Annotated in this window: 23 protein-coding genes; 10 read left to right on the top strand and 13 right to left on the bottom strand. The window is 42.4% G+C overall.

Annotated features, from left to right (window positions below):
* Window positions 1–455: 455 nt before the first annotated feature.
* From OEX01_02085 to OEX01_02095, 3 genes are all read right to left on the bottom strand, one after another.
* Complete coding sequence (locus OEX01_02085; protein MDH5447778.1) at window positions 456–860, bottom strand: hypothetical protein; 405 nt, start codon at window positions 858–860, stop codon at window positions 456–458.
* A gap of 13 nt (window positions 861–873) precedes the next feature.
* Entirely contained in the window at window positions 874–2886 is a 2013-nt protein-coding gene (nrdD, locus tag OEX01_02090; protein MDH5447779.1) for an anaerobic ribonucleoside-triphosphate reductase, read from the bottom strand.
* Between the two features lie 325 nt (window positions 2887–3211).
* Entirely contained in the window at window positions 3212–5317 is a 2106-nt protein-coding gene (locus OEX01_02095) for a helix-turn-helix domain-containing protein (GenBank protein ID MDH5447780.1), read from the bottom strand.
* A gap of 218 nt (window positions 5318–5535) precedes the next feature.
* On the opposite strand from OEX01_02095, the gene OEX01_02100 reads away from it, so the two are divergent.
* The gene (locus tag OEX01_02100; GenBank protein ID MDH5447781.1) at window positions 5536–5967 is read left to right on the top strand and encodes a hypothetical protein; all 432 of its coding nucleotides are present in this window, start codon (window positions 5536–5538) and stop codon (window positions 5965–5967) included.
* Window positions 5968–5992: 25 nt separating this feature from the next.
* Here OEX01_02100 and OEX01_02105 read toward each other — a convergent pair whose 3' ends face one another.
* Both OEX01_02105 and OEX01_02110 read right to left on the bottom strand, forming a co-directional pair.
* A complete protein-coding gene (locus tag OEX01_02105) occupies window positions 5993–6487 on the bottom strand; it encodes a CDP-2,3-bis-(O-geranylgeranyl)-sn-glycerol synthase (GenBank protein ID MDH5447782.1) in 495 nt (164 codons plus the stop codon).
* Window positions 6488–6516: 29 nt separating this feature from the next.
* The gene (locus OEX01_02110) at window positions 6517–7212 is read right to left on the bottom strand and encodes an AAA family ATPase (protein MDH5447783.1); all 696 of its coding nucleotides are present in this window, start codon (window positions 7210–7212) and stop codon (window positions 6517–6519) included.
* Window positions 7213–7302: 90 nt separating this feature from the next.
* Between OEX01_02110 and OEX01_02115 the strand changes: the two genes are divergently transcribed.
* Entirely contained in the window at window positions 7303–7932 is a 630-nt protein-coding gene (locus tag OEX01_02115; protein MDH5447784.1) for a hypothetical protein, read from the top strand.
* Window positions 7932–9209 carry a Clp1/GlmU family protein gene (locus tag OEX01_02120; protein ID MDH5447785.1) on the top strand — a complete coding sequence of 426 codons (1278 nt, stop codon included), beginning with the start codon at window positions 7932–7934 and terminating at the stop codon, window positions 9207–9209. Before OEX01_02115 ends, OEX01_02120 begins: the two co-directional genes overlap by 1 nt.
* 8 nt (window positions 9210–9217) lie before the next feature.
* On the opposite strand, the gene OEX01_02125 is transcribed toward OEX01_02120, so the two are convergent.
* Window positions 9218–9868 (bottom strand): endonuclease III, encoded by a 651-nt coding sequence (locus OEX01_02125; protein ID MDH5447786.1) that lies wholly within the window; start codon window positions 9866–9868, stop codon window positions 9218–9220.
* Window positions 9869–9931: 63 nt separating this feature from the next.
* Between OEX01_02125 and OEX01_02130 the strand changes: the two genes are divergently transcribed.
* The 4 genes from OEX01_02130 to OEX01_02145 all read left to right on the top strand — a co-directional run bounded on the left by OEX01_02130 (window position 9932) and on the right by OEX01_02145 (window position 12769).
* Complete coding sequence (locus OEX01_02130) at window positions 9932–10264, top strand: peptidylprolyl isomerase (protein MDH5447787.1); 333 nt, start codon at window positions 9932–9934, stop codon at window positions 10262–10264.
* Between the two features lie 74 nt (window positions 10265–10338).
* Window positions 10339–10731, top strand: coding sequence for a proteasome assembly chaperone 4 family protein (locus tag OEX01_02135; protein MDH5447788.1), 393 nt, complete (start codon window positions 10339–10341; stop codon window positions 10729–10731).
* The gene (locus tag OEX01_02140) at window positions 10728–12077 is read left to right on the top strand and encodes a UbiD family decarboxylase (GenBank protein MDH5447789.1); all 1350 of its coding nucleotides are present in this window, start codon (window positions 10728–10730) and stop codon (window positions 12075–12077) included. Before OEX01_02135 ends, OEX01_02140 begins: the two co-directional genes overlap by 4 nt.
* 236 nt (window positions 12078–12313) lie before the next feature.
* Entirely contained in the window at window positions 12314–12769 is a 456-nt protein-coding gene (locus OEX01_02145; protein MDH5447790.1) for a CBS domain-containing protein, read from the top strand.
* Between the two features lie 28 nt (window positions 12770–12797).
* On the opposite strand, the gene OEX01_02150 is transcribed toward OEX01_02145, so the two are convergent.
* From OEX01_02150 to OEX01_02175, 6 genes are all read right to left on the bottom strand, one after another.
* Window positions 12798–13325, bottom strand: a complete 528-nt coding sequence (locus OEX01_02150) for a DUF6125 family protein (protein MDH5447791.1) — start codon at window positions 13323–13325, stop codon at window positions 12798–12800.
* A 263-nt stretch (window positions 13326–13588) separates the two neighbouring features.
* Window positions 13589–14680: a DNA polymerase IV gene (gene dinB / locus OEX01_02155; protein MDH5447792.1), complete on the bottom strand. Its 1092-nt coding sequence runs from the start codon at window positions 14678–14680 to the stop codon at window positions 13589–13591.
* Window positions 14681–14959: 279 nt separating this feature from the next.
* On the bottom strand, window positions 14960–15406 hold the full coding sequence (locus OEX01_02160; protein MDH5447793.1) for a DUF5752 family protein: 447 nt from the start codon (window positions 15404–15406) through the stop codon (window positions 14960–14962).
* A 139-nt stretch (window positions 15407–15545) separates the two neighbouring features.
* Entirely contained in the window at window positions 15546–16670 is a 1125-nt protein-coding gene (locus OEX01_02165) for an Ig-like domain-containing protein (protein MDH5447794.1), read from the bottom strand.
* Between the two features lie 98 nt (window positions 16671–16768).
* The gene (locus tag OEX01_02170) at window positions 16769–16954 is read right to left on the bottom strand and encodes a hypothetical protein (protein MDH5447795.1); all 186 of its coding nucleotides are present in this window, start codon (window positions 16952–16954) and stop codon (window positions 16769–16771) included.
* Window positions 16955–17092: 138 nt separating this feature from the next.
* A complete protein-coding gene (locus OEX01_02175; GenBank protein ID MDH5447796.1) occupies window positions 17093–17665 on the bottom strand; it encodes a CoA pyrophosphatase in 573 nt (190 codons plus the stop codon).
* Between the two features lie 304 nt (window positions 17666–17969).
* Between OEX01_02175 and OEX01_02180 the strand changes: the two genes are divergently transcribed.
* Window positions 17970–18188, top strand: a complete 219-nt coding sequence (locus OEX01_02180) for a NifU family protein (protein ID MDH5447797.1) — start codon at window positions 17970–17972, stop codon at window positions 18186–18188.
* Between the two features lie 7 nt (window positions 18189–18195).
* Here the strand turns inward: OEX01_02180 and OEX01_02185 are convergent, their stop codons facing one another.
* Window positions 18196–19017, bottom strand: a complete 822-nt coding sequence (locus OEX01_02185) for an Fpg/Nei family DNA glycosylase (protein MDH5447798.1) — start codon at window positions 19015–19017, stop codon at window positions 18196–18198.
* Window positions 19018–19196: 179 nt separating this feature from the next.
* Here OEX01_02185 and OEX01_02190 point away from each other — a divergent pair, with 179 nt between their 5' ends.
* Both OEX01_02190 and OEX01_02195 read left to right on the top strand, forming a co-directional pair.
* On the top strand, window positions 19197–20645 hold the full coding sequence (locus OEX01_02190) for a TldD/PmbA family protein (protein MDH5447799.1): 1449 nt from the start codon (window positions 19197–19199) through the stop codon (window positions 20643–20645).
* Window positions 20646–20662: 17 nt separating this feature from the next.
* The gene (locus tag OEX01_02195; GenBank protein MDH5447800.1) at window positions 20663–22036 is read left to right on the top strand and encodes a TldD/PmbA family protein; all 1374 of its coding nucleotides are present in this window, start codon (window positions 20663–20665) and stop codon (window positions 22034–22036) included.
* Window positions 22037–22239 lie beyond the last annotated feature (203 nt).

Raw genomic sequence — 22239 nt, forward strand, 5'->3', positions numbered from 1 at the left:
TCTCCGATTCTGAAATAGAATAGTACGGCGGAGAAAGGAGTAAAAGAGTTATGAATTAAGAATGTGGATTTGGGATTTATGGTTTCAAGATTTATGGTTGTTTCCATTCTTGGCGGAGGATGCCATCGATCCATGTGCTTGATTGGGTCCAGAGGGCTTGGCAGAGGATTCCTTCTTTTTTGAAGCCGGTGCTGGACTATTAGAAAATGTTGCTATTTCCTATGGGATTTTCGATTATAAAATGTCTCGACCAAGATCCATGTAGCGCAGTTTTAAGCAACTCTAATGCTTCATCTCCACTTTCAACACTTAAGAAGCTTCTAATGAACCCCAAAGGACTGAAAACATTTAGACCGATCTCGCTTAAGATTTTTCTTCTCTTCAAAATGTGCTTTATATCTAAAGTCAAGAATACATCCCAACCACTCTCCATAAACTCAAGGAGATGTTCGACATCATCTTTGTCTACGACAATTCCTATAAGCCTCTTTCGAAACCATTCTTTTCTCTTCTTTGATACTCGGTTTTTTGCTTTGTCTTTTTTCAAATATTCTTGATGACAGGTGTTCTAGGGTATAGTAAAATGTTTCAAGAAAAAGGTGTTTTTGGGCGTAATAGCGAAGATTATCTTCAAATCTGATTTTTTCTATTTCTCTTTTCATCAGTATAGATGTACCAAATGTCAAGTTCCATTCAATGTTCAAATCAAGAAGGTACCTAAGAGCAAGGATGTTTTTGGTCATGTCTATGTCTTTACTGCCAGAAAATTTTACGTCTTTCTTGTTTTCCTCCCAACATTTAGCAGTAAACGCGAAATCAGCAACGTTGGTATCAAAATAGATTTTCATATGTTCTTTCATGTCTCTGCCATAGCTAGACTGTGTATCTGTGTCTGTCCTTAAACTCCTGCACCTTCCCCGCATTCCAACCCCGCAACTGTTGATAATACCCCGTAATCCTCGACCAATGCTCCAAATCATCACCCTCAGCCCCACACCGCTTACACCGAGCCTGCAAATTCGCCTCTACACCATTACATTTACGGCAAATCGTCATATCCCGAGTCAACGCAAAATACGCCGCCAACGACTCCGTAGCCACACGCCTAATCAAACTCCAAACCGACTCCGCAGACGGACTACTCTCCCCAAGAAAAACATGCATAATCGCACCGCCTTTGGTTAACGGGTGGAAGCTAGATTCAATTTTAATCCGCTCCAACAACGGAATCCCAGCCGAAGGACGCACATGCGAACTATTCGTATAATAAATCCCACCATTACCCAAGTCGCCCTGCACCATCGCCTTATCTCCAAAAATCTTCCTGTCAACCAAAGCCAACCTGTGCGCACAACTCTCTGCGGGGGTCTGGATGCAACCAAACCGATAACCAGTTTCTTCTGCGTATCCATTTACCCTTTCAACCATGTGCCTAATCACCCGCAACCCAAAACGCCAAGCACCCGCATCCTCGTGCAGTTCACTGCCTAAGTGCGCCTTCAACAACTCATTCAAACCAACAAACCCAACATTCAACACCTGCTTATCCAAATTCAAATAAGGCTCCCCAAAACAATCCATACTACAAAACGGCAACGCACCACCCTCCATTCTCTTCCGAACAACACCCCGCTTAACCAAAAGCACATCCTTAGCCAAATCCATACGCAAATCCAACAACCCAAACAACCTATTATCGTTCCCACCCGCCTCATAAGCCAACCTCGGCAAATTAACAGTCACCACCTGCAAACTCCCCATCCGCATAGCACCCCGATGAAAATCTTTCAACTCGTCACTGTCAGGCGTAAAAATCAACCGGCAACACTGACTATTCACAATATCTGGCATATAATCAGGGCAAAGATTAAGGAAGTAAGGAGTCCCAAACTTCGACGCCAAAGCAGCCACCTTAACATATTCATCCTCAAACTTGTCCAAATACTCCCGCCGCAACTTCACCTCACACTTCGGAAAGTTAAACGGCTTCCCCACATAGTCCCCGCCCATGTAAACGTCGAGGATAGCATTAAAGAAAGCATTAGCCTCATCAAAATAGTCCAAATACGTCTCCAACCCGCTAACTTTTCCACCAGGCAAAACTACAGGCACATCCCAAATAATCTTGGGCACCGCACACTCCAAAGCAATACTGGAAAACACAGTCTGACCACCCCGCGCGACGTACATCTGCGACATCTCGTAAATGTACATCTGCGCCAACTGCTTCATACGCTCATATGACATGCCCCGCACAAAAGGAGCAAGCCAAACATTAAAGAAGTCATACCCTTGTCCACCAGCCCAATTCGTCTGCGCCGCCGCCAAAGCCTTCGCCGCATGCAAAATCGCCACCTCAGGATGCTTCGCAGGGCCAGCAACAGCCGTATGCACGCCCTGACCGTCAACAATAAGGCCAGTCTTAAGAAAGAAGCGCAAGTCGTGCTCTTGGCAGAAAGGTCTAGTCGCAAAATATTCAAGATCGTGAATATGAATAGCACCAGCAATGTGGGCGTCTGCCAAGTGTGGTGGCAAACAGTTTAATAACGCGTATTGGTCAAAGATGGTGTCGGCGGCGAGCTTGTGAATTGTTTCTGGATTGTGTTGAAGGTTAGCGTTTTCTTTGTCGCCAGCGCGAATAAGCCTGTCGACATCAAATAGTGGAAGACCAAGCCTAGTGTATCGGGCTCTGGCAGGTTCAAAGTTGTTCTCTAACAGTGCTACACATACAAATTCGCGAATCAACGGAGCAGATAAGAACTCCAGATCTAATGTTTTTATTCGGTTTGCGATGTCTAGTGATATTTTGTCTGCAACTTCATCTGGAAGTCCTGTTTCTTTCACTAGGGAATTTTTTATTTTTTTAGGGTTGAAGTCTTCGAACATTATTCTGGACGTTCTGACTCGCGGGAAATATTTGAGTGAATCTACGGAATATTCTTGTTTGCTCGTGGAAAAACCCCCGCAGCAAAACACAATACTGCCACTAGGCTCTTAGAACTTGCAATATACATTTTATGCTAAAAACAGATTGTCGACTATGCTTAAGCCATGGTTTTTATACACACAAAGTTGTGAATTTTGCACATATGACAGACTACTTGAAATTTTTAGAATAAATCATATAAAATTCTGTAGTTTTACTCTCCAAAATTGACATACGCGGTGTTTGACATAAAAATGTAGAACCCATGTTTTTTCATTATTTTCGTTAAAACTGTTTTAGAGTTAAAATGTTTGTAGAGCCGCAGTTGGGACATTTTAGGTGTGTTCCGTGAGATGTGCTTTTACAATGGTGGCAGTATGTAAAAGAGAGATTGTAGGCGAAGAAGCCTATGTTGCTTGTGGTCAATTGTTTTGTTTTGGCTAGCAGTTCTTCTACAGAGGGCTGCTGGTCTTCGGTCTCTATGAGGGCTAAGTGTCCGCCAAGGGTTAGTTGGTGTATTCGTTCTTCAATGTTAAATTGTTCCTTTTCGAGTGGGGAAACTGTGTTTATGTCTGAGTAGTAGGGATTCCCCCTTGTGCCTTTCGTTTTCACAACTCCCCAGCCATATTTCTCCACGTCTAGCATTGCAAGCCTCTTTGCTGCCGTTCTGTTTGGAATGACAGCTGTTGTCAATCGAGCTTGCGGTTTTTTGGCATGTTTTTTCGCGTAGGCGTTAATGTGTTTCAAAATTCTTTCCGTAATCACGAAGGCTTTTCCAATATCTTCAGCAATCTCTTTGCCCATTAATTTTTGAACGGCTTCCTTTATTCCCATAGAGACTATTGTTCTTGTTGTGTTTTCTAATCTGAAGTACTGATCGCCGTTTGTTTTTTGCGTCAAATAAGGTAAGAGGTTTTGTTTTACTCGTTTTTTAATCGTCTGATATTTGATTGCTAAGGCTTGTTTGGCCATGTTAAGCTGGTCGTCAAGGAGTTCAAGGAATTTGTCTTCGTCGCCTTTGGCGTCAACGGAAACTCTGGGCAGATTTATGGTCGCTGTGTCTAGGTTTCCTGTTCGTTGAGTGTCAAGTTCCCAGTCTTGTTGCCATTCGTCTGCAAGTCTCAAACCTGAAGCTGTGTATGTAGCGTTTATTTGGTTATCTGGGTACAGGTTAGCAAAGTATACGAGAATGCTTGTTGCTGCTAGTTTGTGTACTTCATGCAGCAGAGATTCTGCCTCACTAGTTTTGAGAACTCGTTGCGTTTTTATGATTATTTTTGGGTTCTTTAGTGGATGTATTTTGTTTTCTTCAGCTAATGTTTCTAGCAGGAAGAGCGTGAGCTGTTGAGTTTCATCAGCGTATGCCGCGCTCTTTTCCGCTGAAAACTCTAGGCTTATTGTTGTGGGCGTTGGAGTTGTTTGATTTAGGTTTTTGATAAAGAGGCGCAGGAGTTCTTTGATTTTGTTGGGAGCTATGTCTTTTGTGTAGGGAGCCAGATGGATGTTGAAGTTGTCTAAGTTTTGTTGCCCTGTCGTTTCTGTTGCAGTGTTTCGGGTGACGTTTGTTGTGATGTTGAGGGCGGCTTCAAGGGTTTTTGGTTTTTGAAATTGTAGGAAGTATGGAAGGCTGTGAGTGATTTCGTTTGGTTTCAGTGTCCATGTGCCTAGGTTGTTGAGATGCAGGCTGCCGCTTAGATAGGCATCTGAGATGCTGCGGGGCAAAATGCTGAGAAGAGTGTATTCTTCCATGACTGCGTTTCCTGCTGCCTTATGAACTGCTTCTACGTTTGTTTTTGGAGCGTCAATCAGGCGGGTAACTTCGTGGACGGGGAGGCCAAGACGCGTGAGTTTGTGGCGGTATTCTTCGTAGTGTTTTTCTAGGAGAATTGTGTTGACGATTTCACGAATCAGAGGGGCTGTTAAGTATTTGGTTTTGAACTGCTGGAGACGCTTTTCTGCCTCTCGAGCGATTTTTTGGGCAAGATCTGTAGGGACGTTGGCTTCTGTGATTAATGATTGGGTGATTTTGTTTCTGTCGAACTCTTCTATGGACAGGTGGGAGGTGCGGACGAGCATTTTTCTACGTTTGTATGTTCGGTCATCTATTTCGTCTGTAATTTCGATAATGCGCCGGCCGAGGTCTGTTAGACGATAGTTTTTGGTTTCTACGTCGGGTTCGATAAGGTCGGCTTTTAGGAGAGATTTGAGGTGGTAGGCGAAGCGTCCGGCGTCGCGGGTAGCATCGAGTTTTAAGGTGTTCATGATTTCTGTATAAGACATAGGACCGTATTCTAGGAGTAGGGCTAGGATTTGTATTCGTATTGGTGCGGAGATCGCTTTGAGTACTCGGACGCCTGCTTTGTGGATGCTGCGTAGTTTTGGGTTGGGCATAGTGGTGCGCCTTTTGTGTGGCTATTTTCTTTAGGGTTTGTCAAGTTTAAAGGTTGGGGAAAACGATGTGTGAGTCTCTTCTACTCACTTGGGATTTTATTTAGCAATAGGCTGCAAAGAGTAGGAATATGTTTGGGCAGAGAAGGGATATTTAAGTAGATTATGAGAACGCATATAGGGAAGAAGAGTATGCTTAACTCTTAGGAGCAAAGAAAGGGATGTCTCGCAAAGCAAGAAAAAGTGCCTCATCGCTTTCCTATTATCTACAGAAAGCCTACTGGAAACTCGTGACGCTCAAGCCCTCAACCGTTCTTTTAGCAGGCATAGCCATAGCAACCTCTGTCTTTCTGCTCGGAGGGGGAATATATGACCTTATAGAACAGCCAGTAGTGGCATTTATCAGTGGCGGAAGAATCATACCTTATTACCCCCAAGCCCTAAACGATCAACTTTTGGGCGAAAGCATCGCCTCTATGACTTTATACTCACTCGGCATCATAGGACTAATATTGATGTATCAAAGCACCAAATATGCCTACAGCCCACGAGAAGCATACACCACACTCTTAATCGGCTTGATCCTCTTGCTAATCGGGTGGGTATTAGTGGAATTCTTTCTTTTCCCAAGCACAATAAAACCCTTCCAATAATAGAAAAACAGACGCCTAGAAGAAGTCACCACGGCTTCTTTTTCAAACGCACCAAATACGCCAGAAAGTTTGTTAAAAGGTGTATCGGTATTGTGACAACGAGAATGATTAACGCCTCGGCAATTGTTGGTGGCTCAATTGGAAGAGAAAAAAGCAATGCACACAAAACAAAGCCAACCTGATCAACAATGGGGAACAAAGCACCAGGAGCAAAGCCTAGCCGTCGCTTAACAAAAGCGCCAGCCAAATCTCCCATTACTGCGCCCAAAGAGAGCACAAAACCCAACAATGGATTATAGTTGTTGAAAACAAAGCTTTCTCCAACGCCTACTAATGTTCCGACAAGTAAACCTGCAAAGAAGCCTCTAAAAGTCTTGTGAGAACCAAAAATTGGTCGAGTATCCTTAAAGTTTTTGCCGAAGTCTAAAGGTTGTCCTCCACCTAATATTGCTGGAACGGCATTGGCGCTGTAGGCGGGAAATATGTATATTAGAGATTCCGCGACCAATTCCAGCGACATGTCCCTTATCAAATCTCCTTTCCGAAAGCTTATCTCCTAAAGTCGTGTAAGCCTTTTTCTTCAATTTTCAAGAATATTGGTTTTGCAGGCTTTTTATCTGTATGTGTTTTCATTGTGGCTTTGATTATGTTTGCTTTGGCTGTTGGCTTTAGGCTTATAATCGTGTCTGCCCAAAACTTCAAAACCCTTGTAGCAACGGGTTGCACTAGTTCGCGTTCCTCAAAAACCACGCTCCGCACTTGACTAACAATCAAACTCGCCACCTTCTGAGTTTTTGTGATTTGAGCTAAACATGCCATTTGACGGTTCAATTCACGGTTTAGGGCAAATGTTTCCTTCATGTCATCTCCTAATCTTTCACGGTATAGACCTGTAACAGTATCAACAACAATGAGCCCCACTTTCCTGCTTATGTATTCGCTTAGCCTATCGATCACAAAAGTTTGCTGTTCAAAATCTTCAGGTTTCATCAAAATAATTTGAGACGCAAGCGCTTCAAAGTCGTCAGCAACAATTTGAGCCATACGCCTAGGAAAAAAAGTGTTGTCGCAGTCTATGAAAATTGTTTTGTAGTCCATTCTTGCACAGTTAGCAGCGCATTGGATAGCCAATGTCGTTTTCCCAGTTTCTGCTTCTCCGTAAACGAGCACAATGTTTCCCTCTAGTAATCCGCCTCTCAATTGCTCATCTAGTGAACCGCAACCTGTGGGAATTATTTTTTGCAAAGGAGACTCACGTGTCAAAACAGATTAATACCTGCTAAAAACTAATAACTTTGTTTACGTTGACTATGGTCAACATGAAAGGACTAAGCTATGAAAGCAAAAATCGCTGTAGCAACAGTCTCTGGGAAAGCCTATTACTTGCTAGTTAATGAGCTTAAAAAGAGAAACGTGTCTTTCTTAAGCTTAACGCCAAATGACACAGTTCCCATAGACGTAAAAGTAGTCATAACGACAAAGAAGGAGCACCCGAAAATAACATATGGAAATGTGCTAGAATACGAAGAAGGCAAAGATCCAGTAGAGGTTGTAGATGAAGCAATTAGGATAGTTAAAGGAAAGAGAACGTATGAAAGACTCATAGTAGGAGTCGATCCTGGTCAGAACTTCGGCGCTGCAGTTCTCGGAGACGGAAATATGGTCGAAACCAAAAACTGTACAAGCCTAAACGAAACAGTAAACACAATAAAAGACGTTTTAAGCCGCACACCAGCCACTCACGCGATTATTAGAATCGGGAATGGTGCACCTTCTTATGCGGAAGAACTTTGGCGCCGTCTAAATGAGGTTCTTCCGGGAAACGTGGTCATTGAAAGCGTAAGAGAAGAGGGAACAAGCCAATCTCTCGGCGAAACCTCACATAGAAGAGGAAAAATAGATATCAGCTCAGCCATAAAAATCGCTCAAAGACAAGGTCGGGTACTGCCGAGAAGGAAAAAATAGTGATTAAAGAAGTTACAGCTAACAAAACTCTACTCGTCAACGGCCCAGCCTCAGTACGGTTTGTTTCAGGCGAAGTAGAAGTTCTTGGTGCACCGTTAGGTGTTGGAGAAACAATTGTAATTAGAGATGGGAAACGTATGCCTTTCTACGTCAAAAAAGAAGCAACTTTTGACATAATGCATAGTAAAAACTCAATAGTTGAAAAGGCTGATGGAGATACCGTTCCTGCCTCATGGCATAAGATAGCAGAAGACATTCTTGCTCTGGAGAAACCAACAGTTGTCATGATTATGGGTGAAATGGATTCTGGAAAGACGAGTCTTTGTACGTTCTTAGCTAACATTGCTATCAAAGCAAATCGAACAGTAGCTGTCATTGACGCTGACTTGGGACAATCAGATATAGGACCGCCCGCTACAATAGGTTTAGCCTACATCAAAAAACCTGTAAAGGACTTATTTTATGTCAAGGCTAACGACGTGTATTTTCTTGGTCTTACAAGCCCGAGTGGTGCAGAGGAACGTGTTGCCGATTGCATTGTTGACTTCAAAGGGCGTGTTCTCCAAAAAAATAGGGGTTTTTTAGTGATAAATACTGACGGCTGGGTTGAAGGTGAAGAGGCTGTTCAATACAAAGTTATGTTGACAGAAACAATTGTGCCTAACGTAGTTGTAGGGATAGAAAGAGAAAAAGAGCTTATGCCTATAATAGACAAGCTTGAGAAAAATCGAGTTTTAACTGCGGAGCCGTCTACTGCTGTCAGAAAACGTGACGAAGAAAGAAGAAGAACTCTCCGTGAGCTAAGCTACAAAAGATACTTGAGAAACGCTAAAGTAGAAGGCTTCCCGCTTAACTGGACTAAAATAGAGGGGGTACACTCTTCTCCAAGCCTATTTCTCACCAATGAACGGTTAAGAAGAATAGAGAAAACCCTGGGAATTCAACCTGTCTTCTGCAAAGAAACAGTTGAAGCCATTTGGGTAGTCTTGAGGCGAAGTCAAAGACTCGACTTTGAACGGTTGTATAAAGCTGAGGAAGTTTTCAAGAAGAGAGTCAGAGTTGTGCAGAAAGGCGATGAAAAAGGCTTAGTTGTGGGATTGTATGATGAAGAAAACAAGTTTTTAGGTCTAGGCATCATATGGGGCATTGATTACAGAAGGAAAGTTATGAAAGTTTACACTCCAGTAACTCAAAAGGTGGCTACTATACGAGTAGGCAAGGTGAGGCTAGATAATGTATACAGAGAAATCGGCACAACCACGACTGTTTGGAGCTAATCTTAAACTCAGGTAAACGGGCACAACTGATTAACTGGACACTTCTTGCATAATGGTTTCTTTGCTCTGCAATATCTTCTTCCATGCAAGATTAACAACATGTGAACAGCATAATAGTCTTGAGAGTCAAAAAGTAGTTGAAGCCTCTTTCTCACGCCTTCGTAATCGGCTCCCCCATCGACTAGCCCCAGTCTCTTCGAAACTCTATTTACGTGTGTATCAACCGGCAAGGTTGGCTTCTTTGCACTAAAAAGAAGCACAACATCAGCGGTTTTCGAACCCACACCTGGCAACCCAAGCAATTTTTCACGAGCTTGTTCGAGTGATGTCCCAAAGATGAAGTTTAGGGAACCTCCAAAATCTTCCAGAACGATACGGGAAAGCTTTTTGATGACTTTTGATTTGTTTCGATACAAACCCGCCACTTTGAGAGCTTCTTCAACTTCTTCTACGTCAGCCTTCGAAAGGGCTTCGGGAGTTATCTCAAACTTGTTCGAAAGGTTTTCGAAAGCTCTAGCCGTGTTTCTGCCGTTTGTGTTCTGCGAAATCACGGTGACAATTAGTGTTTCGAAAGGGTCTCTCTCCTTTCTCCTCCAGTCTGGCAACTTAAACTCTTTTCGAAGCACTTTCAAGATTTTGTTTGCCCTTTTCTTGGTCATGTTGTATGTCGCCATTTGAGATAAGCATTAAGCAAAACCGCATTTATAGGGTCGCTTTTTAAGTTGTCAACAAAAGCAGCAGCGGAGAACCTTATAAACAGTTTCGCACAATTGTTCTTCATGCCAAACAAAGTTCACTGCGTCCACATCCTTGTAAAAACGGAAAAAGAGGCAAACACGGTTCTAGAACGATTGAAGAAAAGAGAAAAATTCGCAAACATCGCCAAGGAAGCTTCGCTCTGTCCCTCAGGAAAACGTGGCGGAGACATCGGGACCTTCGGCAGAGGAAAGATGGTGAAGGAATTCGAAAAAGCCGCGTTCGCCCTTCAGAAAGGACAAGTTTCGCCTATCGTGAAAACGAAGTTTGGATACCACATAATAAAGAGGCTTGAATAGGCTCCTTCAAACAATCGTTGACTAAACACTAAATAATGGTTAAGTAGAGCTAATTATGATACGGTGGATTTTGAATGCCTAGAGCAACAATAGTGAAAGAAGAAATCTTAGAGAAGAATATGCGCCTTTTAGCTATTTACATAGAGACGAAAAACGCGGTCTTGGTTTTACTTAGCGAAGCGGAAGACCAGCTAGGCACCTTAGCAGCATCCGTACCCCCCACCGCTGAACTAATTGCTACGCCACTTTTGTCTTCAGTGCTTCTAGGAGACAGAAACACCACAACAGCACGCATGCTAGCAGAACGCCTAGCAAACAAAACTGGCAAAATAGGCCTAGTTTCCATATACCTCAAAACCATAAGCGAAACCGAAGCGAACCCGGTCCTAATGAAGCTTTTCGAAAAAGTCACTACAGTAAACAAAGCAGAACAAGAGCATAGAGAAGGAGAGAGTGTCAGCATATGAGTTTGCGAAGCTTTCTCCAAGAAACAGAAAAGAAACAGAAAGCGGTGCATATAAGCGAAAGAGTGTCGCCACGATTCGAAATCTCCTCTATAATGAAAGCCTTCGATCATGACAGCCCAGTTCTTCTTTTTGACAATGTTGAAAACTACGAGACTAAAGTTGTGGCTAATGTTTGTGGAACACGAGAGAGACTTTGCAAAGCTTTAGATGTTGAAAAAGAAAACCTGTATCGTCATCTAACAGAAGCTTGGTGTTCGCCAACCAAACCAAAAACTGTTGAAGACTGCCCAGTTAAGGAAGTTGTGGAAAAGCCACAGCTATCCAAAATTCCAATTCTAACTCATTTTGAGAAAGACGCTGGTCCTTACATAACATCAGCCATAGTCTCGGCGCGCAGTCCGGATAAGAAGGTTGAGAACGTTTCGATTCATAGGCTTCAGGTGCTCGATGACAAACGCTTAGCCATCAGGCTTGTGCCCCGGCAGCTTTACAAGTTGTGGAGCATGACGAAAGAGGCAAAAAAGGACTTGGAAGTGGCTATTTCCATAGGTTTGCATCCAGCGATCTCGATGGCAGCTACGTCTCCAGTGTCTTTCGGCGTCAGCGAATACGAGATCGCCAATACGTTGCTTAAGGGCAATTTCAGCTTAGTGAAGTGTAAACATGTAGATGTTTATGCGCCTGCAGAAGCAGAATACGTTTTTGAAGGCGTGATGTCAACTGAAGAAGAGGTTTTGGAAGGTCCGCTTGTTGACATAACGGGCACATATGACGCTCAGAGAAGCCAGCCAGTCATCGAGTTGGTTGGGGTGATGCGGCGTAACGACGCTGTTTACCAAGCGCTTCTCCCTTCTGGAAGCGAGCACAAGCTCTTGATGGGTTTGCCACGGGAAGTGAAGATTTGGGAGGCAGCTGCGAACACAGTGCCAAAGGTTAAAGCGGTTAATCTCAGCTACGGCGGGTGCGGCTGGCTTCACGCCATAGTCTCAATCGAGAAGCAGAAAGATGGAGACGCTAAAAACGTTTTGATGGCTACTTTCGGCGCTCATCCAAGCCTCAAACATGCAGTAGTTGTTGACGCAGATGTAGATGTTTACAATCTTGTGGAAGTGGAGTGGGCGATTGCAACGCGTTTTCAAGCGAACGAAGACTTGATTACTATTCCAAGTGCTCGAGGTTCTACGTTGGATCCTTCTGCGAACCAAGAGTCTGGCAAGACCACTAAGATGGGTATAGATGCAACTCGCCCGCTAGATAGGCGGCGGGAAAAGTTCGAGTTGGCGAAAATACCGACTGAAGGACGGGTCAAGAGGATAATAGACGAGTTATGCAGGGTCTTGGAGTAGGAATAAGGCCCCGTTTACGCCAAACTAACCTTTTTGAACCCCAATCACGAGGTTCTTAGTTTTTCTGTTTCAGCAATTCCAAAAGAAGTTTCTTATAAGACACATATGGTTAAAAGAAAAATCCCTGCCACTATGTGTCTGTCCTTCTACGCAGAGACAAAAACTAAAAAGAAATAACTGTAAATCTTTGTTAGTTTATATGCCAAGTTTAGAATACTAAATGTGGTTGTGTATCTATGTCCTTAAAGGTTGAAGATGTAATGGTTAAAGAGGTAATCACGGTAGATGAGAAATCAACAGTAAAGGAAGCGGCAGACATCATGAACAGGTTTGAAATTGGCTGCCTAATTGTTACCAAAAACAGTAAAGCAGTTGGCATACTAACAGAACGAGACTTGCTAAAAAGAGTGGTAAGTCAAGCAAAGAATCCTAAAAGAACAAAAGTGGAGACAGTTATGTCTCAACCCCTAATTGTCGTGGAACCAAACATGGAATTGGAAGAAGTTGCCAAGCTAATGTTTAAAATGAAGATAAAAAAGCTTCCAGTAGTTGAAAGTGGACGGTTAATGGGATTAGTGACGCTTACAGACCTTGCACGCTTCCAGCCGCAGATGATTCGCATCCTCAAAAAACTGAGCGAGAAAATGGCTCCAAAACGCATGAAGAAAGTTGTCGACTACTATGTAGTATAATCACCCAACATGTTTTTTCTTGAGGCAGTTAACGTAGAGTAAACTCCCATTCACACCATATGCCTTTGGGATGTGGCCCCGGAGGACACATTTTGCATACTACTTTCATGTTTGGGTTAAACTCCTTTGCAAAACTTTGGAGATAGCCAAATCGCACTTGTTTACATGGAAACTCGCCTAAGCCCTTGTTTATTCTCGTTTCTTGAGTTCGACAATGTATTACTCGGAAAGTTCCTTTCTCAGTCGATGCTTCAGATTGTTTTTCGGTCTGATACAGAGCCCAACTTGTGTTCCGCAAAGTTTGCATCAGAGCCTCAACATTCTCCTTCACGCCTAACATTTTTTTTAGTTCTCTAGCCTCAATTTTACCCAAGGCTTTCCAACAGTTTGCATCAATTTCAGTAGCCGCCCCTGTTCCAAATTTTTCTTCTATTCCAAGGAAATACAGACCGTCAACTCGCCAAAGATTCTTGATGTGCAAAAAGAAAAGCTCCAGTAGCTTGTCTTTAGGCATGCTGCCCAACAATTCCAAATCTTTCCTAGTTGGCCAACTCATCTTAAACACCACATGTTAATTGAAGAACTATTTTTCGCAGCCGCACATAAGTTTTCATCTCTGCACACGCATCCTAAATGTTGATTCTCTCTTCATAAGTTTGATATTGTTTTGCTGTAAGATTTTAAGGTAAGCGCACAGCGCGAATGGTGTGCGTCCCCAAAATAATGGGGAATCACGCATACCCTTTACAGGGTATATCTTCTTTTGAAAAGAGCATAAGTTATTATTGTCTTTCACCTGAAGCTATTACTAGAATATCATCAAATGAGAGTTATCTGTTCTTTGCTAGAGATGAAATTTGACACTCTCACCCCTACTAATCTTACTTTTCTATTTTTGCTAAGAAATGGTTGAATAAGTTCTCTAGATGCTTTCTGGAGGCTTTGAAGATTATTCGTGGAAAAAGGCAGGGTCTTTCCATGTGTGTGAGTTTCAAAGTTCTCATAACGGATTTTAATAGTCACTGTTTTGAAGAACAGTTTACGTTCTACGAGTTCTTCATAGATTCCTTGGCTGAGCTTGGCTAATGTTTCAAGGACTAAGTTAAAGTCAGATGTATCTTCTTCAAAAGTGGTTTCTTTGCTTACAGATTTGACTACGCCTCTCTCAGTAACTTCACTTTTATCTATACCACAAGCTAAAAAGTGATACTGAGCACCCATTACACCAAACTTCTCAGTCAAAACCGACACGTCAAAAGCAGCTAGATCGCCTATCGTTCTTATACCCATCTCATTTAGCTTACGCTCTGTTTTCTTGCCCACCCACAACAGTTTCCGTACAGGTAGCTGAGCCAAGAAACGTTCAACATCACGCCCTTCAACAACTGTTATCCCATCAGGCTTTTTAAAGTCGCTTGCTATCTTCGCCACAACTTTGTTAGGTCCAACACCTATTGAGCAGGTAAGCTTCTCCTTCTCGTAAATCTCACGCTTTATTGCCTCTGCCAGCTGTCTTGCCTCTTCGAAGTTGCCAATTTTTGAGCTAACATCGAGAAAAGCTTCGTCGAGCCCCCACTGCTCAAATTTATCTGCATATTCCCGCAGAATCATCATGATCCTAGACGAAGTTTGGATATAAAGTCTGTAGTGGGATCGTATATATACGGCGTCAGGGCAGAATTTCCAAGCTCTTGAGATAGGCATTCCGGAACTTATTCCGTATTTCCTCGCTTCGTAGTTACAAGTGCTCACCACTCCTCGTCCCTTTCCCTCTTTCGGATCGGCTCCAACGACAACCGGTTTTCCTTTGAATTCCGGATGCTCACGCTCTTCCACTGCGGCGTAGAACTGATCCATGTCAACGTGAAAAATTATTCTGCTTGTGGCTACGTTGCTATCTTCCTTTAGCATCAACGCACTCAACCGCTTAAAATCGATCCTAAATTAGAATCTACATATTTACTGATTTATTGTGTTTCAATGCGCACATAGGTTTTTTCTGATATTCAAATAATATTCTTTTGAGCGTGCATAAAAGGCTGATGAAACTAATCTAAAAGGTTGTGCAACTTGGGAAATTAGAATTTTAGGGGCTTATGAAAGGGATTCAAGGGCAGTGGTATATGCTCTAATGCAGCAAGTACAACTGGTTCGCAAGAAAGATAAAGCCAAAAAGTGGGAATACTCTTTTTATTGCGAAAGCTCAGTTTTAGAGAAGCGCGGAACAACAGGCAGAGGTTCAGAAATGACCGATTGGGCTGGCAACATTCCTTTTAGTTCCTTGATGTGCATGTTGACTGTTGCATATAGCTTCGTTTTCAAGTTGAAGTCATTGGGATTGATGTTGCCAATTTTTTTAGCCAGCTCAGGATCTCTTATGGTTTTCTTGATCCATCTCTCGAAATCTTTCCGCTTTAAGTGGAAGACCAAGCATGAGGAGGGAGTAGTGTTAATTTTCTTGCAGAAATCAAGTAAACTCGTGGCAACTTGCCCCGTAGGTTTTCCAATTTCTTCGTAGAAGTAAAAAGCCTTCTCGTTTGGCACTGCTCTTAAGATTCTCTTAATTTCCGTCTGCTTGAATCTTGTGCTTCTGTCTCTTGCGTGTGTTTCTTGTTTTTCCTTATCTTGGAAGAACATATTAGATCGGTGGAATTTAGATTGCAATTACAAATATATTTTATGAATTTGTGATTCACATCATTTTCTGTATATATCCTCAGAAAATATGTTTCCAAAATCGACATATTCCGACAATGAAAGCTTCCATCTGTAAATCTCATTGAGAAACTGCTTCAAGAGTTTGCATCTCCTGGGGATGCGTAGTTCTATACATCAAAAACAACACAACAACAATTATAGTAATAACGACAAGCCCACCACCAGCAAAGACCAAAATTTCGGGAACAACATAAATAGAAACTGTTCCGCTGTCCGCCCCTGCATATTCAGCATCTCCAGACCAGCTTGCCTTCACATAGTACTGCCCCAAAAGCGGTGGAATCCACGAAAAAACATATTGCCCGCTTGAATCTAACTCTACTGTTTCAATAGAGAACCAGTAACCATTCGTTGCTGCATACAACGTAACGGTTCCTTCAGGATTCGAGGCGGAAACTTGACCAGTTATTACTACGGCGCTTCCTTCTATCACGAAGTTTGATGAAGTAGTCAAAGATATTGCTGAAGATTTCAATGTCCCGAAGCTAGATGAAACTTGACCGGGGGCAATTTGCTCACTGTTCTCCAGAGTGACAACAGTTACCTGAGCCCCTTCAAGCTCGGGAGGACACTCACCAACCCTCCAACCGTTCCGCCAATCATCACCCGTGCATTCTGCTATGTAGTATCGAGTTTCCATGTAGTCAACGTGTGAAATTGTTGCCCGTGCATTTGTTGGAGGGTTGAGAAGACTTACACCGATGTTCATGTGGCTTTCCTGTTCATAGTATAATAGGACAACGCTCAAGTCTTGAGATTTTATCAATGACGTTGCAACATACGAAAGTAAATCGCAATCGCCCTTGTTTTCGACGATAGTTTCAACTGGATATTTAGCTTCTTCAACGATTTGATATGGAATTTGATGAACCAACATGAGAACCGCGTTTACGAAGTTTTCCTCATCTGGGAATATGCTTCTAATGTCTTCGGCTACTAGTGCTAGTGAATAAGGAGTTACAAAACTTGCAAAGTTATCTTGAGTTAATTGATGATTCTTCTGCTGGTAATATTCGTATAGTGAATGAGTTATTGAAAGAGTAAGTCGATAAGTAGATTGTCCTTTTAACAGAAAATACTGCTGCTCATAATTCTGTGCAGAACATACCCTAGAAAGCATTAGAGTCAGAAAGAACGCCATTGTAATGGCCGCAACAAGTTTGCTGGCTTTTTTTCTATGCATGAAACATTTCACAGAGGAAGGTTCTAGTTTCCAAGTGAAAAGGTCTATGAAATGGAAATCTGAATCTCTAAACAGCAATTTTGCCTAGATAATGTTAACTAGAGGTAGACGTGTACAGTGTCCTTGTCTATTCGTGTTACCTTTCCATTAGCCTTACAAAAGTCGAGAAGGAATTGCTGCATCTCTCTTAAAGTCTTCACCTCTTTAGCCTTCTTGCTCCAGCATGGATCAGCCAACATGTGTATAACTACATCTAAACTGGCGACAAGTTTACTGCTACACAAAGTGTGTGTTCTCCTTTCTTCCGCCTTTCGCTAGTTTATAAAACTATTGCAGCAATAAAGAGGTTATTCCAATATTCGACTTATGCAGATTTGAATCAAAAGACTATTAATAGCCTTGCATGGTTTTAGCGAAAAACCTTAAAGAGATGAGCGATTGCGTGTAGCTCGCCAAAAGATTTGAATAAAATTTTCCAGAATTCTATAAGTCAAGCCCCAAATAACATTTCCCTCAACAATATATGCTGGAACTTCTCCGAAAGGAAGTTTGGCAATTCCATTACATTCTCGCAGTTTTTTCAAGAAAATCCACGAATACCCTTCTAATTCTTCGTTTAATATTATTGTAGGCTCATGTTCTAAAAGAAAGGTGAAAGGAGCAACTGATAGTTTTGGTCTCACAGTTGACCTCATATTTTCCAACACCCCCAAAAAACGACCGCGACGAATAATGTTTATGTTGGTTTCTTCTAGCGTTTCTCGAACAACTGTGTGCCTTATGTTCCGATCTTTGGGGTTGCGTTTCCCGCCGGGAAAAGCCATCTGTCCCGACCATGGATCAAAAGGGTTCTCTGTTCTCTTCACTAGGAGAATCTTAAAGTCTTGATTCACAGGTCTTAGCAGGAGAGCAACAGTAGCATCTGCGTTTTGCACTGCTGACACGGGTTTTAGCATTCGTGACAAGTTTTCTATGATCTCAACATAGTGCGGCATTGACTAATCCCTCGCAGAGTTGTTTTTTACATTGGTAACCAAAGTTCCACAAAGATATTTGCCCGTCTCTCCAAAATCTGACAGAGAATAAACTGCCAAAAAAGTCTAGAGGAAGCAGAGAGACATTCAACATTTTACCGTACACATTAGGAATGGGTGCTATTATTTCTTCTTGCAGACATAAAAACAACTAACGCAAAATCCTGCTATTAGATTTAGGAGCCGTGTAAGAAACATCTTTTAAGAGAAGTTTTTATGATACATCCTCATTAATGTCTCCTAGTGAACTAAAATGGAAGAAAAGATTAGAGAAAAAGTCGAAAACGCAATTGAAGAGATAAGGCCGAATTTACAGGCTGACGGCGGAGACATCGAACTTATCGATGTAGAGAACGGAATCGCTAAGGTTAAGTTGAAAGGAGCATGCGCTGGCTGTCCAATGTCAACAATGACAATAAAATGGGGAGTTGAAAAATTCCTCAAACGAAAGATACCTGAAATAACTAAGGTTGAAACAGTTTAGCCGCGCCCTACTCGTCTAAAGGTTGACAGGCTGGGCAGATAAAACTGCTAGTTGAGCCCGTCTTGATTTTCTGTATAATTGTTTGACAAGAGGGGCAAGGCTTGCCAGATTTGTAGGCTATTTTGAATTGTTTCGCGCCGTAGCCACCTTTGTTACCGTAGAAATCTTTCTCGTAGGTTAGCCCGCCTAGCATAATACTTTCGTTTATTACTGATTGTATAGAGTTGTAAAGGGCTTCAATTTCCTTTTTAGTGAGTGATGGAATTTTTCTTTTTGGGTGAAGTTTCGCGTTGAAAAGCATGTCCTGAATGTAGACGTTGCCGATGCCTGCTACGTTCTTCTGGTCAAGCAGGAAATTTTTGATGTTGCCGCGTTTCTTGCCAAGTAACTGTTTGAAATAATCCAACGTGAATTTTTTATCTAGCAATGTTATGCCCAGCTTTGAGGTTAATTTGTGTTCGCCAGGCTTGTTTTCTAGCATGAGATGTAAATAGCAAAACCACCAGACGCGGATAGTGAAGCCTGATTTGTCGTCTAGAGCGAATTTCACTTGGTATTTTTCGGGCAGTTTGCCACACGGTTTGAAGTGGATGACGTCAGCGCCCATACCTGGGTTAAATAGAAGAACATGATCTGAGTTAAGTTTGATGAAAAGCCACTTACCCTTGCTTTCAACTGAGTTGATGGTTTTCCCAACAACAACTTCCTGAAACTGTTCAAAGGACGTGTTCAAACATTTAGGGTTAGCCACTTCAACTTCGGAAATTCGTTTTCCCGTAATCTCTTTTTCCATCTGGTGGCCTAGAATGGTTAGCTCAGGAAGCTCCATATCAACACTTCTTTCTGCGTCTTCAGTAAGATATTGGCAGCGTTTCTTTTTTAATACCTTTCTACATAAGACGTGTTCTGATCGATCAACGGCAAATTCGCATCGTAAGATGATCTAACCACGAGTATACATTTTTTAAGCATCCTAGACCAAACATAGGTCAAAAGGAGAAAAGTAGAATGTCACTGGACCTTGGAAGAAAAGGGTTAGAGGAAGCAGTTAAGGTAGGCGCATCATACGCTGACGTCCGAATTGGAGAGATTCTAGATGAAAACTTGACTGTGAAAAACGGTGTTCCAGAAGAAACTAACTTGTTGCAGACGAATGGCATCGGAATACGTGTAATGATAAACGGTGCTTGGGGATTCGCAGCATCCGTAGATTTGACTAAAAAAGAAATTAAAGAGATAGCTCATAAAGCTGTGGCGATCGCAAAAGCCAGCGCCAAAGTCAAGAAAAAAGCTGTAGCATTAAAGAAAACTGAGGCAAAGAAAAGTAATTATTCAACACCAGTAAGGAAAAACCCCTTTGAAATTCCGTTAGAAGAAAAAATGGAAACGTTGATGAACGCAGAACGTACCGTTGCAAAACAGTCGCCTCTCATCAAAGTGTCGTATGCTTTCTTCAGAGCAATGCAAGAGAAAAAGCTGTTCATGAGCACGGAAGGCGCTGAAATTCGTCAACAGATAAACTGGTGCGGCGGTGGAATTATGGCTGTGGCTATAAAAAACGGTGAAGTGCAACGGCGCTCCTATCCAAGCTCTTTCCGCGGCAACTTCTCAACAAGCGGCTACGAGTTATTCAAATCTCTAAAACTGTCTAAACACGCAAAACAAACGGGGAAAGAAGCTGTACAGTTGCTTAAAGCTGAAAAATGTCCCTCGGCAAACACTGATTTAATCATTACTGGTGATCAGTTGGCACTTCAAGTTCACGAAAGCTGTGGGCATCCAACCGAGCTCGACAGAGCCTTAGGCATGGAAGCCGACTATGCAGGCACAAGCTTCCTTACACCAGATAAATTGAAAAAGCTCAGATATGGTTCGAATCACGTCAACATTGTTGCCGACGCGACGGTTCCAGGCGGGTTGGGCACGCTCGGATATGACGACGAAGGAACACCAGCTAAAAAAGTCTATCTTGTGAAGAAGGGTATGTTCGTTGGCTACCAGTCATCGCGAGAAACGGCCGCGTTACTTAAACTGAAAGAAAGCAGCGGCGGCATGCGAGCAGACTCACCTTTAACCATACCGCTGATTCGAATGACAAACATCAACCTACTGCCAGGCGACTGGAAAGCAGAAGAACTCATTGAGGATACACAGAAAGGAATTTTGATGCAGGTAAATAGGTCATGGAGCATAGATGACAGGCGATTAAACTTTCAGTTTGGCACCGAAATTGGCTGGACAATAAAAAATGGCAGCAAAGAAAAAATGGTTAGAAATCCAACCTACACGGGCATCACACCGCAATTTTGGGGGTCATGCGACGCCATAAGCAAAGATGACTGGGTAATGTGGGGAGTACATAATTGTGGAAAAGGAGTGCCTGGGCAAGTTATGTATGTGGGGCATGGCTGCGGTACTGCTCGCTTTAAAAAAGTCAAGGTGGGACTAATCAAGTAAAAAAGGTGAGAACAAGTATGGTTACAAAAAGACTTTTGGAAATCGCTGAAAAAACCGTTGAACTTGCTTTAAAACATGAAGTAGACCAAGCACAGACAGCTGCGTTTTTCGTAGACTCTGCGTTGACAAGGTATGCTAATTCACAAATCCATCAAAACGTTGCCTCAAAAAGAGGTGGAGTGGCGATAAAAGTTGTTATCGGCAAAAAAGTTGGAATATTACGTGCCAACTCTTTAGAGACAAAGCAAATTAAAGACTCGGTGAAAAAAGCCGTCAAAATCGCCAAAGTCATGCCTCCAAATAAAAACTTCAAAAGCCTTCCCAAACCGATAAAGTGGACTCCAATAAAAGGAACATTCGACAAGAAAACTGCAAAATGTACACCCGACTTTAGAGCAGAAAGAGTAAAAGAGGCCATAGATACGGCGCATTCAAAATCTCGCCTAGTCAACGCAGTTGCTGGATCCTTTTTCACTGGATCTTTCGCTTTCGCCATTGCAAACTCGCTTGGAATTTCGGCGTGGGCAAAAATCTCGACAACCTCCTTGCAGACAACCGTTATCTCAAAGTCAAAAGGTTCACAGGGTTTTGGATCAGCAGAGCAGCATTCTAAGCGAATAAAAGATATTGACCCCGTAAAAATTAGTAGCCAAGCAGCAGAGAAATCGGTTAAAAGCGTAAACCCAAAGAAAATTCCCATCGGAGAATACGAAGTAGTTCTTTCGCCACGGGCTACGGCAGAGCTTCTCATGTATCTGGGATACATTGGTTTTTCAGCAACTAGCTACCAAGATGGACAATCCTTCATTAAATACAATTTGAAAAAACAAGTGTTTGACAAAAAACTGAACGTAAAGGACGACCCAAGAGACGCAAAGGCATTGTATCCCTTTCCAGTAGACGGCGAAGGCGTTCCAAAAAAGAAGGTGCAACTTATTAATAACGGCAGGGTTTCGACAAAAAGCATTTGCTACGACTCCTTTACTGCAGGAAAAGAAAAAGGCAAAAAGAGCACTGGACACGTGTTACCGCCGGTATTTGGGTTCTACAATAGACCCATACCTTTCAACATCTCAGTAGCTTCTGGCGACGCGTCTGTGGAAGAGATGATTCGAGAAACGAAACATGGCATATTCGTAACAAGATTTCACTACACTAACCCAGTTGAGCCTACAAAGGCAATTCTCACAGGGCTTACAAGAGACGGCACGTTTCTAATTGAAAAGGGTGAAATCGCCAAGCCTGTAATGAATCTACGCTATACAGACAGCATGCTATCTGCTCTAAAAGGAATTCCAATGCTTGGAAAAAAACTTGAAATAGTGGAAGAGGTCAATACGCCTGCAATGAAACTGGAGAAACTCCGCTTCACTGGAATAACCCAATACTAACAAAGCCTTCCTTCCCTTATATGCGTCCTTATTCACAACTGAAAAGCAGAATAGCAGAATTTTTTACCTATCTTAATCTTTTTGGTGCTATGACATGAAGTTTAGCGGCAGAACAGTAACAGCCATAATAGAATTTCCAAACAACAAAATCTTGTTAGTCAAAAGGGGAACTGTGGTTTTCAAAGGCTATTGGCTTTGCCTGG

It is taken from the genome of Candidatus Bathyarchaeota archaeon, assembly GCA_029882535.1.
Lineage (GTDB): Archaea > Thermoproteota > Bathyarchaeia > Bathyarchaeales > SOJC01 > JAOUKM01.

Bases quoted from the DNA above. Each gene is read 5' to 3' on its own strand.
- OEX01_02100 (MDH5447781.1), top strand. From the start codon at position 5,536: ATGTCTCGCAAAGCAAGAAAAAGTGCCTCATCGCTTTCCTATTATCTA.
- OEX01_02195 (MDH5447800.1), top strand. From the start codon at position 20,663: ATGGTTACAAAAAGACTTTTGGAAATCGCTGAAAAAACCGTTGAACTT.
- dinB (MDH5447792.1), bottom strand. From the start codon at position 14,680: ATGCTAAAGGAAGATAGCAACGTAGCCACAAGCAGAATAATTTTTCAC.
- OEX01_02145 (MDH5447790.1), top strand. From the start codon at position 12,314: ATGTCCTTAAAGGTTGAAGATGTAATGGTTAAAGAGGTAATCACGGTA.
- OEX01_02190 (MDH5447799.1), top strand. From the start codon at position 19,197: ATGTCACTGGACCTTGGAAGAAAAGGGTTAGAGGAAGCAGTTAAGGTA.
- OEX01_02115 (MDH5447784.1), top strand. From the start codon at position 7,303: ATGAAAGCAAAAATCGCTGTAGCAACAGTCTCTGGGAAAGCCTATTAC.
- OEX01_02135 (MDH5447788.1), top strand. From the start codon at position 10,339: ATGCCTAGAGCAACAATAGTGAAAGAAGAAATCTTAGAGAAGAATATG.
- OEX01_02175 (MDH5447796.1), bottom strand. From the start codon at position 17,665: ATGCCGCACTATGTTGAGATCATAGAAAACTTGTCACGAATGCTAAAA.
- OEX01_02160 (MDH5447793.1), bottom strand. From the start codon at position 15,406: ATGTTCTTCCAAGATAAGGAAAAACAAGAAACACACGCAAGAGACAGA.
- OEX01_02125 (MDH5447786.1), bottom strand. From the start codon at position 9,868: ATGACCAAGAAAAGGGCAAACAAAATCTTGAAAGTGCTTCGAAAAGAG.
- OEX01_02150 (MDH5447791.1), bottom strand. From the start codon at position 13,325: ATGAGTTGGCCAACTAGGAAAGATTTGGAATTGTTGGGCAGCATGCCT.
- OEX01_02185 (MDH5447798.1), bottom strand. From the start codon at position 19,017: ATGGAGCTTCCTGAGCTAACCATTCTAGGCCACCAGATGGAAAAAGAG.
- nrdD (MDH5447779.1), bottom strand. From the start codon at position 2,886: ATGTTCGAAGACTTCAACCCTAAAAAAATAAAAAATTCCCTAGTGAAA.
- OEX01_02095 (MDH5447780.1), bottom strand. From the start codon at position 5,317: ATGCCCAACCCAAAACTACGCAGCATCCACAAAGCAGGCGTCCGAGTA.
- OEX01_02105 (MDH5447782.1), bottom strand. From the start codon at position 6,487: ATGTCGCTGGAATTGGTCGCGGAATCTCTAATATACATATTTCCCGCC.
- OEX01_02165 (MDH5447794.1), bottom strand. From the start codon at position 16,670: ATGCATAGAAAAAAAGCCAGCAAACTTGTTGCGGCCATTACAATGGCG.
- OEX01_02085 (MDH5447778.1), bottom strand. From the start codon at position 860: ATGAAAGAACATATGAAAATCTATTTTGATACCAACGTTGCTGATTTC.
- OEX01_02140 (MDH5447789.1), top strand. From the start codon at position 10,728: ATGAGTTTGCGAAGCTTTCTCCAAGAAACAGAAAAGAAACAGAAAGCG.